Consider the following 13160-nt stretch of genomic DNA (forward strand, 5'->3'; position numbering starts at 1 on the left):
TGGATACGTATTTAATAATTCAAGGCTCGTTAAATGGATCATAAGTTAATAAATGTCTCTGAAAAATCAAATATTGAAATCAACGACTCCTCCATAGAGATGCTTTTCCATGGGGTATGCTTATCCTATGAGTGCCCTCACTTCAGAGCAAATAAATGCCGGATGATGTTTGTTATCCACGAAACCGAAAACTCTGCATGGAAATATTCTCAGACATGGATGACACCTACCAAATTTTTCTTACACATGCTGAAACATGGCGACAATGCCTCTGATGACGCTTTGGAATTATTCAAACAGCTTCAGGAGAAATGGCACTGTCTCGATTCAGATGCGTCTTGTAACTGTGACTTTGTCGATGAGATAAAAGCTTTGCGCAACGCTCTTTTGAAAGACCTCGATTACTAACATATCTCTTAAGCCCGGTACTACTCAGTATCCCTCACCCAAAGAATCACTTGACATACGAATATTCAAATATTAATATATTTTAACAAATTACAAGCATATGCTTATAATTATAAAGGTGAAATCATGATTAAATATCTATCTATATTGCAGAAGAACCTCGTATGGGCCATCCCTGTTTCAATGATACTCGGACTTATAGGTGGAGGATTCCTCTTTGACGCACACCCGCTCAAACAGCTGATAATACCCATAACGTTCTTAATGGTTTACCCTATGATGGCAACGTTAAACATCAGATCAATCTTTAAAGGTCGCGACACAAAACTTCAAATTATTACACAAATTATCAATTTTATACTGATTCCGCTCATCGTATATTGTCTTGGTAAAATCTTCTTTACGGGAGACGCACAAAAATTCGGACTATGGGCTGTGGGGCTCTTTCTAATAGGTGTTCTGCCTGCCTCCGGCATGACTATTTCATGGACTGGATTTGCCAAAGGCAATAAAGAGGCAGCGACCAAAATGCTTGTTTTCGGACTTATAATAGGTGCAATGGCTGCTCCGGTTTACACAAAAGTATTTATGGGTGCAACAGTTGAAGTAGACATGCTTCATATGTTCAGGCAGATATGCCTGTTCGTATTTCTCCCTCTTCTGGCTGGGGTTTCAACACAAGCATATATCCGCAAAAGACATGGCAATGAAGCATGGACGAATAAATATAAACCAAAGTTTCCGCCTTTTTCTGCACTGGGAGTCACCTTAATAGCGTTTGTGGCAATGTCGCTGAAAGCTAAAAATATAATAGCAAATCCTGCTGATCTGATAACAATAATGATTCCTCTTGTAGTATTTTATCTGACTTCTTACATACTACTCTCAATCATCGGCAGACTCTTTTTCAAAAGAGAAGATGCTATCGCCATGGTTTTTGGTGTGGTGATGCGTGACCTTTCCATTGCACTGGCAATAGCTATGACTGCTTTTGGAAAAGAAGGGTCTACGATTGCTCTGCTCATATCCCTCGCCTATGTTATACAAATCCAGTCTGCGGCATGGTATATAAAGCTGGTACCTATGATTTTCAAAGAAGAGGATGTTAATACAGAGCAGATACAAGCTGGCGCAGAGACATAGCAAACTCCTCAAAGGTACAGGTGTGATGCTTATGAAAGTCGCTAGTTATTTACGATTGCACTATAGAAGACCACATCAGCTTATAAATTCCAACGGGTAAACCTGTGGTTCTATTGCTTCGCACGTGCTTAACACACAAAGTTACAACTTCGTTGTCACAGCTAGAGCATATGCAAAATACGTCACTGCGAAGCCTACAAGGCTGTGGAACCTCTGGACTCGTTAGTTAATCCTGAGATTGCTTCGTCATTTTACATTCCTCGCAATGACTTGTAAGCTCTTAAGCTGTGATTAGCTCATTCATCCACGCATAAATGCGTGGTGTTCTGTGTCTGCGACCGCATAAAAAAAGGCAGCCACACGACTGCCTTGATTAGCTCAATATAGTTTTTTGACCAGTATCGAATAGTCTGTAAGTTTCTCAACCTTATAGTTCGGCTTACTGTTAATTGCTGTTGCAAGATATAATGTCTTTTCCGGATAGGAAACAGCCAGCATATCTGCACTGCGCTCCTGAACGTCCAGCACCCATGCTGTATATGAAAGCATCTGCTTAAGCTCCATCAGGTCTGCAAGGCTGGGGTTACCTAAAAGCTGAACTGACACAGACTTATTGTTTGCCCCTTTCACCTTCTCCATAACGATGCTTATAAGCGTCTGAGAGACTTCCCTATTCATATTCTGCATCATCTGATTTGTGGCATCGGTAAGACTAGCCCCCATCCCCTTAGCAGCGAGAAAACCGCTGGCAAGTATACGGGAATTGCCATTCTGCTGAGTTAGGAGCCTGTACGTTAGCCTGCCTGTTACAACGTTGAAGGGCAGTGAAACACCATAGCCGGTATCTGTACCCTCTGATGCTGTCGTAGCAGTTTCAACTTTACCTATCAGCAGTGTTCCGGCAAGGCTTTTCACAGCGATATCACGCATTGCCATATAGTTATTTGTCTGCATGGCATTATCAAGAGTTGAAAGGCTGGTTCCGGCAGAGGAAGCTATATCAACAACCTCCATCTGCTGCATTGTAAGCTGGTTTATAACAGTTTCCGTCAGGATGTTTGTCTCCTCAACGTGCTTATCGGGGAAAACAACAGGGATCATAACAGCGACAGAAGTGTTCTTAGCGATCATCCCTACGGCATTTTTAGCCTTTTCCGGAACGATAACTGCACTTATCATAACGCGGTAAAGATTCCCGTCCTCTTCCTCTCCTGTTATCTTATAGCTTTGGATGATGCCGGACACTTCACTCTTAATTGCTTCATCCACAAGCATAGCATTCTGTACTATGGTGTCAGACTTCACTCTTACCCCGGAAGCTTCCTCCATTGCTGCCCATTTTGCGCGGGCAACAGCCTGAAGCTTTGCACTTGCTTTATCTCCGCCTATAATATCTGCCTCACCAATAGATGTAACAGTAACAGGAACTGCAAATGCAACTGTGGCAGTAATCACCATAAAAACAGCAAGTATAAATTTTTTCATATCACTCTCCGGCTGGTTCTGTATTTTTGTCTGTAGTATTCTTGTATATTATAACAAAAGGGATATTACTGTTCTTGGCAACTGCGGAGAAAACGTTATCCGCCGCAGGCAGACCAACTTTTACCCCAACATCTCCAGATGCCCCCTGAGCAGAGGTACGGTAAGCCCTTTTAACATTTTTCTTAGCAAGTATCTCTTTTGCCTTATCCATATCAGCAGCAAAAAAGATATTTTTACGTCCGGCAATCCCGGCATAAACTGTTTCTTCCGTTGGCGCCAGAACTTTTACAAATAAAGAAGGAACATATGATGTGTCAGAAGCATCAATTATGATGCCGTCATACCTGCTCTTTGTAGTCTGGTCAACCGGCTTATACATCGCTCCGTATTTTATATCTTTAAATATATTTATCTTATCGTTATCCACAGCATGGAAAAAATCCTTAAGACTCACTTCGATACAGGCATATCCTGTTTTCTCGACACTGTCATAAAAACGCCCCGAATTAGTATAACTTCCGCACTCTTTGACAATATTAATAAACTTCTCAAAGTCATATTTCTTTTCTTTACCGTTTTTCAGAATAAACTCACTACGTTCTTTTTCAGACATAGCCTCGAATTTCTTTTTTTCACTCTCTTTTGGTGTGTAATCCATATAGGGAGGAGCGTTAAGTATTGCGTCCCTCACAGTAACACCGTCGCTAATATAACTGTGAACAATAACTTTCCAGACAGCCTCTCTGGCTTTTTGCATAGCATCATTCAGTGCAGTGTATTTAGACATCCCATGAGACGATTCCTTTATAACACGTAAAACACCGTTGCTCAGAAAACCGTCGAAACCTTCTGACGGCTCAGGAAAAGGTTCAAACTTGTACTCTCCCTCAATCTCCAGAACGACATTAACATTGGTGTCATTACTGTCCGCATATAAAATTGTATATGTGCAAAGCATGACAAGCAGTATTGAAATTATTTTTGAGCGCATAGTATTCCTTCAGATAATTTTATATCAATAATATAAGGAGATAGGTTTAGATACAAGGTAGAAATCACTGCGGGCGGATTTTCCGCCCGCAAATATATCAGTTTAGAATAATTTTTTCATAAAGCCCTGCCCCTTAAGCTGTTGGCGCTTTACAATAACTCCAAGTTTAAGTCTTGCAGTCTGTTCCGGGTCACCCTTCACCTGAACCCATGCCTGATTAGCTGTAACCTGATCTGAAACAGTTAAATCAAGAGGGATCTTAGACATGTTACATGTGGCAACATTTGTAAACGGATCTACTATCTCGATAAAATCGTAAGCATCAACTTTTGTTCCGGCTGTAATTCCTTTATCAGAGCCGAGGTTTATGAGTGCTACCGTTTTATTTCCTCTGAGCTGCTGGATGTATCCCCTCTGCGCAAATCTCTGAGAAAAGTCGGGACGAAGATCTTCAACTGCTTCACCCATTGCTTTTTTAGCAGCAGTGATAGACATTTCAGGGTTGAAGTTCGGCTGATTGCCTGCTACTTCATGTCCAGTAACTTTTTTATTCAGAAGCTGTTCGCCTGTAGCTACATCAAGAAGCTTTATGGTCATCTCAACATTAACGTTCCAGCCTGCCTGTGTGTTCACCGCAATAGAAGCAAGAGTGAAAAGACTGCCTAAGCTTTTATCATCTTTAATCTTTTCAACATACTTTGTAGTAATATTATCAACTGTACCAGTAATAATATATTGTACTCCGGCCATTTTACCAAGCTGAACGGCAGTGTTCGGATCACCGATTGTCATCTGAAATTTCTGTTCATTCATTATCTTCTGCAGATGGCTTCTGTCGTATATTTTCATACCGCCGATACCGGACATGGTATTTTCTACAGCAGACTGTGCATATGTACCGATATTTGGTGCAATCTCTCTCATGAAAGAGTCTATATTGCCTGAATAATTAGTATCAGTTTTAGATGCAGAAACTCCACCTACTCCTATACCAACAGGTGTGGCAACGACCCCTGCGACAGCAGCAGATTTTCTTGTTGTAGAACTCTGACCGGAAACGTGAGTATTGGTAGCTGTCATTTTGCCGTATGTGGTATTGTTCTGAAATTCAACAATAGCCACTCTGGGGATATCAATTTTGTAAGATGACTGACAAACAGCAGGTATCTGTATCTTCTCAACATCTGCCGGTGAAACTTGATATGCTCCCGGATCAACCTTTGGCCCCCCTGCAACACATGCCGAAAGGATCAATAACATCGATAATAAGAGCGAAGAAAGAGCGATTCTCTTCATTCCGCAACCTCCATAATTTTATGCATGCATTATAGACATAAAAAAGAAATAAATTCAAACTGATTAATAATTAATCACAAGAAAATACTGCCATTACTTTCTGCAGGTCTTCCCAGCATGGCTTTTTCATTTTAGGATTTCGCAAAAGATAGGCAGGATGATAGGTAGGCATGACTTTAACGCCATTCAGTTCAACAAATTCGCCTCTTATTTTTGTAATGCCAAGCTTGGTTTTCAAAAAATTCTGTGCGGCAACGCTGCCGAGACACACAATCACTTTCGGCTTAACATATTCAATCTGACGGTAAAGGTAAGGTATGCATGTATTTGATTCATCTTCAAAGGGATTTCTGTTCTCAGGAGGTCTGCATTTAACGATATTCGCAATGTAGACAGTATCTCTGGTAAACCCCATAGCTTCTATCATTTTAGTAAGAAGCTGTCCGGCTCGCCCGACAAAGGGGATCCCCTGTTTGTCCTCTTCAGCACCGGGACCTTCCCCGACAAACATAAGATCTGCTGCCGGATCTCCCACGCCAAAAACAATATTTAATCTTGTCTCATGCAGACGGCACTTTTTACAGGTACTAACCTCTTTATATAGAGCTTCAAAAGGATTTTCAGGTTTCTGCTCACATTCCTGAGCTAAGACATCCTCGACTCCGTAAATTTCTTTTATTGGGTTATTATCAAAGAGTTCCATTCTTCTTCCTGAAAATATCATATGCTTTTTCTAATATAATCTCTGCTACGCCGGATTTAGGAAGTTTTCCTGAATCAACAGCAGTCCCGTCAGAAAAAAACATTGAAACCTCATTGTCTTCAGTTTCAAATCCGATATCCTGTCTGGAGATATCATTCGCAACGATAAAATCGAGCTTTTTCGCTTCAAGCTTTTTAAGTGCATTTTCACGCACATCATTACTTTCCGCAGCAAATCCGGTGAAAACCTGCATATCCTTTTTGAGAGGAGCAATGTTTATTAATATATCCGGATTTTTCTCCAGCCTGATATTCATGTCGTCCGCTGTTTTTTTGATTTTTATATCGCTGTAGTCTGCTGGTCTGTAGTCTGCAACAGCAGCAGCCATAATAAGTATGTCCGAGTTGCCGAGTTTATCTTTAACTGCGTTCAGCATTTCAGTTGCAGTCTGGACAGATGTCACTTTAAGTCCGCTCAGATCAGCAGTGACAGGACCGGCAACTACATCCACATCGGCACCCATCTCAAGAGCTTTTCTCGCTATTGCAGCCCCCATCTTTCCGCTTGAACGGTTAGATATAAAACGTACAGGGTCGATAGGCTCAACCGTTGGTCCCGCAGTAACCAAAACCCTGATGCCGGCAAGAATCTTATCAGCAAAAAGGTATTCGATTATATCTTCAGGTTCAGACATACGTCCTTTACCGGAAGCTTTACATGCCATCTCGCCCACTCCAGGTTCAATGATTCTGTGCCCCATACGAAGGAGTCTTCTCATATTTTCCTGAGTGGTGAAATCTGCATACATATCAACATTCATAGCCGGGGCAAAAATGATCGGCTTCTGAAATACAAGGGCAGTAGATGTCAGCAGGTTATCTGATATCCCATAAGCAATCTTCGCCATTGTATTTGCTGTGGCAGGAGCAATAACAAATTCGTCCGCCCAGCCGGCGAGGTCTATATGCTCTATTATATCCGGAGCAAGCCCCGGGTCAAATTCACCAGTATAAGCTCTGTGTCTGGTTATCGTTTCAAAAGTAAGCGGAGTAATGAACTTGCAGGCGTTATCTGTCATAATGACACGCACATCGTGCCCCGCCTTCATTAACAGCCTGCATAAAGTAATAGTTTTGTAGCAGGCAATACCGCCCGCAACGCCTATTAAATAGTTACTCATGTTCCAGTAAAGCTTCTTCTGCCAGCTCTTCTTCAGACGCTACTCTTTCGAATACTATCTGGTGTCTGATTATTTCATCAAGAGCAGTAGTTGTCACTTTGCTGTGGTCATTGTTTTGTCTGGGAGCAGAACCTTCTGTAGGTGCATTCAGCTCTCTTGCTCTGAGACCGGCAATGTGAACCAGTTTAAAGCGGCTGTGAAGATTGTCCTGTTTTATTATCTTTTCAATATCAAGTAATGGCACTTAGTCTACCTCCATAATGTCTTCAATTGTTTCTATAGTATCAGCCTTGAGGTGCTCTGCGATATATACCGCTTCCAGCTCGTTTGTGGCTTTGTTGATCTCGCTGTTTACAATAATATAGTCATACTCATGGATATGTCGAATTTCTTCTCTGGCATTATCCAGCCTGACTTTCATAATCTCTTCGCTTTCAGTGCGTCTGTTTACAAGCCTTGTCCGCAAGTCTTTCATAGAAGGTGCGGTGATAAAAATATATATGCCGTAATCAAGCTTTTCCCGAAGCTGACGTGCCCCTTTCGGGTCGATATCAAGCAGAACATCTCTGCCTGTGCCGAGTATCTCTTCCACACGAATTCTGGATGTGCCGTAATAATTACCGTGCACCTGTGCCCATTCGAGAAACTCATCTCTGTCTATCATACCCTTAAAAGCCGTTTCGTCTACAAAGTAATAATCTTCGGTGTCTGTTTCATCGTGGCGTGGTTTTCTCGTGGTGTAGGAGACAGAATAACCTATTGTATCGAATCTGCCTAGCAATCTATTACATAAAGTTGTCTTTCCTGCACCGCTGGGGGCACTAACGACAAATAACTTGCCTTTATTAAACCTCATACCAGATTCTGAACCTGTTCTCTGATTTTTTCAATCTCGCTTTTAGCTTCCACAACATTATTAATGATAGCTGTTTTCCCGCTTTTGGAGCCGATAGTATTAAACTCACGGTTCAGCTCCTGACACATAAAGTCAAGTTTTTTACCACATGCTTCTTCGGTTGTCATTATTTTTACGAACTGTTCGACGTGAGAATCTATACGGGTGATCTCTTCCTGAATGTCAGCTTTTTCACCCATAACAGCAGCTTCCTGTATTATCCGTTCTTCGTCAGTAACCCCCAGCTCGTTGATACGTTTGGTGAAACGCTCTTTCCAGTATTCAAAGACACCCGCTCTGTTTGCGTCTATCTCTTTTGCAATATTCTTAATAGTTTCGAGACGTTCACGCATATCAGCAGCGAGGTTTTCACCCTCTTTGCCACGCATGTCATTGAGATTTTCAGCACATTCTTTTACTGCATTCAGGACAAATTCACCGAGCTTTTCACCGACATCGTCAGTCTCTTCGGATTCGAGAATGTCATTAAAGCTGAGAACATGCTCAAGCTTGACTTCGCCCTCAATGCCGAATTTATTTTTAAGATCTGCAAAAACAGACATATAGCTTGCCACAGCCTCTTCTCTCAATACGGGCTTGTATTGCTGTTTTTTGAGTTTGAGGTCAATGTTGATATCAACTTTTCCCCTTACCAAAATGTCTTTTACGATATTTTTAAGGTTAATTTCTATGAAGTTAAAAAGTCTCGGCATCCTTACGTTACTGTCGAAATACCTGCTGTTAACAGATTTCATCTCAACTTTCAGGTCACAGAGATCATTTCCTGTGATAAGCTTTCCGTATCCTGTCATGCTTTTAGCGGTCATATGTTACATCCGTTTTTTTTGACTGCGCTTTAAAAGTGTTTCTTTTTTAACACTGAGGCGTATGATAAGATTAACATTGCCCGCACAGTTTTTAGGGTCTAAAATGATAACGAATATGCTGAGGGAGGTCAATATGTTTCATCCGGCAATTATACTTGTCTTGCTGGTTTTGATTGTGTTTGTGAATTCAGTTAAGATACTGAAAGAATACGAAAGAGGCGTTGTTCTGCGTCTGGGACGCTTTGTCAGTGTCCGTGGTCCCGGTTTGATAATCCTTATCCCATGGCTGGAAAAAATGACAAAAGTCAGCCTTAGAACTGTTGTAATGGATGTTCCTCCGCAGGATGTCATTACAAAAGATAACGTCAGCGTTAAAGTCAACGCTGTACTTTATTTCCGGGCTATTGAGCCGGATAAAGCAATATTAGAAGTGGATGACTACTTCTTTGCCACAAGTCAGCTTTCCCAGACAACTCTCAGGAGCATTCTGGGGCAGTTTGAGCTGGACGACCTCTTAAGCGAAAGAGATACGATAAATCAGAAGCTTCAGGATGTTATCGACAGTCAGACAGACCCTTGGGGTGTTAAAATAAGCGCTGTGGAGATAAAACATATCGATCTGCCCACAGAAATGCAGAGAGCTATGGCAAAACAGGCGGAAGCAGAAAGAGAAAGACGGGCGAAGATTATCGCTGCCGAGGGAGAGCTTCAGGCATCCCAGAAACTGCACGAGGCATCAGAAATTATGTCCCAAAACCCTGTAACCATCCAGATCAGATATCTCCAGACCTTGAATCAGATAGCTTCCGACAGAACAAATACTATTGTTTTTCCGTTCGGATTAGATAAAATCCAGGAAATGTTCAAGAAATAAACTCAACAAGGGGTGCTTGCCACCCCTTTTGTTTTTCTCCATAGTCATTAGTTATTAAAAATCATTCAACCAAAGTAGTTTATAACCACACAAAGATACAAAAACGTCATTGCGAACTCGCCAGAGTGAAGCAATCTATAACTACCAGAAACATTCCACAAGGTAAGATTGCTTCGTCATGCTACTCCTCGCAAAGACAAAAGCACGTCATTGCGAACTCGTCAGAGTGAAGTAATCTATAACCACCAGAAACATTCTCACAGGATAAGATTGCTTCGTCATGTTATTCCTCGCAAAGACACAAAGACGTCATTGCGAACTCGCAGAGTGAAGCAATCTGCAACCACTAGAAACGTCCCACAAGACAAGATTGCTTCGTCATGCTATTCCTCGCAAAGACAAAAGCACGTCATTGCGAACTCGACAGAGTGAAGCAATCTGCAAAAACATAATCATTATACTTTAAACTCTATAGATATTTTCAATAATTGTAATTTCTTCTTCAATTTTTCTGATAATGTGTTATGTATAGACCGTTTAAACATATACATTTATATAAACATATTTTAAATAGGAGCCAATTCATGAGCCAGGTAAACACAGAAGTCTACATTCAGGACTGGAATGAGCGTGAAGACATCGCATCGCAGATGGTTCCCCTCATCACAAAGTTATACAAAGAGAGGGGTGTCGTAACACGTCTTTTCAGCCAATCTCTTTTCCGTAAAGATCCGGTAAACATTCTTAAGTCCCACAGGTTTTCCCGCCTGATAATCGAACATGAAATATCTGTCAGGGAAACATTCCCTATCCTTCAGGCTCTTGCCGAGATGGAACTCTGCCCGTGTACAATAGACATCGGTCGTCTGTATGCAAAATACGAAAAAACAGATAAGTCTGAACCAGTGGGTATCTTCGTACAAAAAGAGCTTGCAAACATCAATACTGGTATTGATGACCACAGAGAAGACAGAGATGTTGTCCTTTACGGTTTCGGACGCATAGGAAGGCTCCTTGCAAGAATACTAGTTAACCGTTCAGGAGCTTCAAAAGGGCTGCGCCTCAGAGCTGTTGTTGTCCGCAATACAGCCAAAAAGGATCTCGCGAAAAGAGCAAGCCTCCTTCGCAGAGACTCTGTTCACGGAGCTTTCGACGGAACAATTATTGTCGTCGATGAAGAAGATGCAATCATCGTGAACGGCAACTACATCAAATTCATCTTCGCAGACAGCCCCGAGGAGGTGGACTATACAGCTCACGGTATCGACAGAGCCATACTCATCGACAACACCGGTAAATGGAGAGACGAGGAAGGACTTTCCAAACACCTGAAGTCAAAAGGTGTCGATAAAGTTGTCCTCACAGCACCGGGCAAAGGTGATCTGCCGAACATAGTTTACGGCATAAACCAGCATGTTATCAAAGAGGAAGACAGAATAATCACGGCTGCCAGCTGTACAACTAATGCAATAGCACCAACACTTAAAGTTATAAATGACAAATTCGGCATAGTTAACGGACATGTTGAAACATGTCACTCATTTACCAATGACCAGAACCTTATAGACAACTATCACAAAAGTGACAGACGGGGGAGAAGTGCACCTCTCAACATGGTAATAACCGAAACCGGTGCAGCAAAAGCGGTTGCGAAAACACTTCCGGAGCTTGCAGGCAAACTGACAGGAAATGCTATACGCGTCCCCACACCAAACGTCTCTCTGGCTATACTGAACCTTACTCTCAGCAAGGAAACCACAAAGGAAGAGATGAACACTTTCCTCAGAGACAAGTCACTTGATTCTGTGAACTCTGATCAGATAGGTTATGTAAACTCTCCGGAAATAGTTTCAAGCGATTTTGTGGGAAACAAGTTTTCAGGAATAGTTGACGGTCTTGCTACGATAGTTGACGGGAGCAGAGCTGTTGTCTATGTCTGGTATGACAACGAATACGGGTACAGCCGTCAGGTTAACCGTATTGCGGAATACCTTTGCGGACTCCGCCTGAAAACATACCCTGAAAGATACTGAGACAGTAATCAGAAACTAACCTGTAAATTTACTACAGGACGCTGAAAATAGTATACAGGAGCCGGTACTTTCATGTGTCGGCTCTTTTTTTCATATCCTGCTTGCAAATTTCTATAAAATCCGTAAAATTCTTTCTGTTTGTCTGACACTATTATATGTTAGAATCATAAAGTTAATAACCCTACACAAGGGCGAGGTTTAGTTAATGAATAAAGCTTATCTTGTACTCTCCGACGGAACTGTTTTTGAAGGTCAGAGCTTCGGCGCAGAAGCCACTAAGACAGGGGAAGTTGTTTTCAACACTTCTATGTCCGGCTATCAGGAGATACTCACAGACCCGTCTTACTACGGTCAGATGGTGACAATGACATATCCGCTGATAGGAAACTCTGGCATAAACAGCGAAGATTTCGAATCTGACAATGTCTGGCTTTCTGCTTTCATAGTGAAGGAATACAGCCAGCTTTACAGCAACTATCGTGCTGATAAATCTCTTGGCGATTTTTTAAAGGAACAAGGTGTCATCGGCATCGAAGGTATTGATACACGTATGCTTGTACGCCACATCCGCGAACAGGGCTCTATGAATGCTGTCCTGAGTACTGAGATTGATGATATAGACAATCTTAAAAAGATGGCAGCGGCAATACCAAGTATTGAAGGTCAGGACTACGTTAAAGAAGTTACATGTAAAAAGCCCTATGAGTGGACACAGAAAACATGGACTATTGAAAACGGATACACTGACTGCACTGCCCCGAAAAGACATATTGTCGCAATAGATTTCGGCATAAAAAAGAATATTCTACGCTATTTTGCAGATATGGATTGTAAAGTTACCGTTGTCCCTGCTGACACTCCTTTCAGCGAAATTGAAAAGCTAAACCCTGACGGTGTCTTTCTTTCAAATGGTCCCGGAGACCCGGAACCGATCGTTTACGGCATTGAAACAGCCAGAATGGTACTTGAGAAATATCCGACATTCGGCATCTGCCTGGGCAACCAGATACTCGGTCTTGCCCTCGGTGGAAAAACATATAAGCTCAAATTCGGTCACCACGGCGGAAACCAGCCGGTAAAAGACCTCGAGACAGGCAAAGTTGAGATAACACCACAGAACCACTGTTTTGCTGTGGACGTTGACAGCCTTGGCGACAGGGTCGAGGTTACACATGTCAACCTTAACGATAACACAGTCGAAGGGCTGCGCCATAAAGACTATCCGCTCTTTTCTGTGCAGTACCACCCAGAAAACGGCCCCGGACCACAGGATGCGGCATATCTTTTTAAGCGTTTTATCGAAATGATTGATAATAACAAATAAT

The 13160-nt window shown here is 42.0% G+C and carries 13 protein-coding genes; 5 read left to right on the forward strand and 8 right to left on the reverse strand.

The genetic code is table 11. The features are described from left to right. The first annotated feature begins 33 nt into the window (after positions 1–33). Complete coding sequence (locus DACET_RS07780) at positions 34–408, forward strand: hypothetical protein (protein WP_013010835.1); 375 nt, start codon at positions 34–36, stop codon at positions 406–408. Positions 409–534: 126 nt separating this feature from the next. Beyond that, complete coding sequence (locus tag DACET_RS07785) at positions 535–1551, forward strand: arsenic resistance protein (RefSeq protein WP_013010836.1); 1017 nt, start codon at positions 535–537, stop codon at positions 1549–1551. Positions 1552–1929: 378 nt separating this feature from the next. Here the strand turns inward: DACET_RS07785 and DACET_RS07790 are convergent, their stop codons facing one another. The 8 genes from DACET_RS07790 to DACET_RS07825 all read right to left on the reverse strand — a co-directional run bounded on the left by DACET_RS07790 (position 1930) and on the right by DACET_RS07825 (position 8928). After that, positions 1930–3036, reverse strand: a complete 1107-nt coding sequence (locus tag DACET_RS07790; protein WP_013010837.1) for a hypothetical protein — start codon at positions 3034–3036, stop codon at positions 1930–1932. 1 nt (position 3037) lies between these two features. After that, on the reverse strand, positions 3038–4027 hold the full coding sequence (locus tag DACET_RS07795; RefSeq protein WP_013010838.1) for a hypothetical protein: 990 nt from the start codon (positions 4025–4027) through the stop codon (positions 3038–3040). Between the two features lie 102 nt (positions 4028–4129). Then, a complete protein-coding gene (locus DACET_RS07800; RefSeq protein ID WP_013010839.1) occupies positions 4130–5323 on the reverse strand; it encodes a CsgG/HfaB family protein in 1194 nt (397 codons plus the stop codon). Between the two features lie 70 nt (positions 5324–5393). Beyond that, positions 5394–6026: a uracil-DNA glycosylase gene (locus DACET_RS07805; RefSeq protein ID WP_013010840.1), complete on the reverse strand. Its 633-nt coding sequence runs from the start codon at positions 6024–6026 to the stop codon at positions 5394–5396. Further along, positions 6013–7206: a bifunctional phosphopantothenoylcysteine decarboxylase/phosphopantothenate--cysteine ligase CoaBC gene (gene coaBC / locus DACET_RS07810; RefSeq protein WP_013010841.1), complete on the reverse strand. Its 1194-nt coding sequence runs from the start codon at positions 7204–7206 to the stop codon at positions 6013–6015. The genes DACET_RS07805 and coaBC overlap by 14 nt, the downstream gene beginning before the upstream one ends. Continuing rightward, positions 7199–7450: a DNA-directed RNA polymerase subunit omega gene (gene rpoZ / locus DACET_RS07815; protein ID WP_013010842.1), complete on the reverse strand. Its 252-nt coding sequence runs from the start codon at positions 7448–7450 to the stop codon at positions 7199–7201. Before rpoZ ends, coaBC begins: the two co-directional genes overlap by 8 nt. Continuing rightward, positions 7451–8062, reverse strand: a complete 612-nt coding sequence (gene gmk / locus DACET_RS07820; RefSeq protein WP_013010843.1) for a guanylate kinase — start codon at positions 8060–8062, stop codon at positions 7451–7453. After that, on the reverse strand, positions 8059–8928 hold the full coding sequence (locus tag DACET_RS07825) for a YicC/YloC family endoribonuclease (protein WP_013010844.1): 870 nt from the start codon (positions 8926–8928) through the stop codon (positions 8059–8061). The genes gmk and DACET_RS07825 overlap by 4 nt, the downstream gene beginning before the upstream one ends. A gap of 133 nt (positions 8929–9061) precedes the next feature. Between DACET_RS07825 and DACET_RS07830 the strand changes: the two genes are divergently transcribed. The 3 genes from DACET_RS07830 (at position 9062) to carA (ending at position 13159) form a co-directional block, all read left to right on the forward strand. Beyond that, positions 9062–9802, forward strand: coding sequence for a slipin family protein (locus tag DACET_RS07830; protein WP_013010845.1), 741 nt, complete (start codon positions 9062–9064; stop codon positions 9800–9802). A 584-nt stretch (positions 9803–10386) separates the two neighbouring features. Beyond that, positions 10387–11835, forward strand: a complete 1449-nt coding sequence (locus DACET_RS07835; RefSeq protein ID WP_013010846.1) for a glyceraldehyde-3-phosphate dehydrogenase — start codon at positions 10387–10389, stop codon at positions 11833–11835. A 205-nt stretch (positions 11836–12040) separates the two neighbouring features. After that, positions 12041–13159 (forward strand): glutamine-hydrolyzing carbamoyl-phosphate synthase small subunit, encoded by a 1119-nt coding sequence (carA, locus tag DACET_RS07840; protein WP_013010847.1) that lies wholly within the window; start codon positions 12041–12043, stop codon positions 13157–13159. Position 13160: the final 1 nt, after the last annotated feature.

It is taken from the genome of Denitrovibrio acetiphilus DSM 12809 (assembly GCF_000025725.1).
Lineage (GTDB): Bacteria > Chrysiogenota > Deferribacteres > Deferribacterales > Geovibrionaceae > Denitrovibrio > Denitrovibrio acetiphilus.

Excerpts from the sequence above, each read along its gene's own strand:
- DACET_RS07825 (WP_013010844.1), bottom strand. The coding sequence starts at position 8,928 with ATGACCGCTAAAAGCATGACAGGATACGGAAAGCTTATCACAGGAAAT.
- DACET_RS07800 (WP_013010839.1), bottom strand. The coding sequence starts at position 5,323 with ATGAAGAGAATCGCTCTTTCTTCGCTCTTATTATCGATGTTATTGATC.
- DACET_RS07785 (WP_013010836.1), top strand. The coding sequence starts at position 535 with ATGATTAAATATCTATCTATATTGCAGAAGAACCTCGTATGGGCCATC.
- DACET_RS07795 (WP_013010838.1), bottom strand. The coding sequence starts at position 4,027 with ATGCGCTCAAAAATAATTTCAATACTGCTTGTCATGCTTTGCACATAT.
- DACET_RS07790 (WP_013010837.1), bottom strand. The coding sequence starts at position 3,036 with ATGAAAAAATTTATACTTGCTGTTTTTATGGTGATTACTGCCACAGTT.
- carA (WP_013010847.1), top strand. The coding sequence starts at position 12,041 with ATGAATAAAGCTTATCTTGTACTCTCCGACGGAACTGTTTTTGAAGGT.
- gmk (WP_013010843.1), bottom strand. The coding sequence starts at position 8,062 with ATGAGGTTTAATAAAGGCAAGTTATTTGTCGTTAGTGCCCCCAGCGGT.
- DACET_RS07830 (WP_013010845.1), top strand. The coding sequence starts at position 9,062 with ATGTTTCATCCGGCAATTATACTTGTCTTGCTGGTTTTGATTGTGTTT.
- DACET_RS07805 (WP_013010840.1), bottom strand. The coding sequence starts at position 6,026 with ATGGAACTCTTTGATAATAACCCAATAAAAGAAATTTACGGAGTCGAG.
- DACET_RS07780 (WP_013010835.1), top strand. The coding sequence starts at position 34 with ATGGATCATAAGTTAATAAATGTCTCTGAAAAATCAAATATTGAAATC.
- DACET_RS07835 (WP_013010846.1), top strand. The coding sequence starts at position 10,387 with ATGAGCCAGGTAAACACAGAAGTCTACATTCAGGACTGGAATGAGCGT.
- coaBC (WP_013010841.1), bottom strand. The coding sequence starts at position 7,206 with ATGAGTAACTATTTAATAGGCGTTGCGGGCGGTATTGCCTGCTACAAA.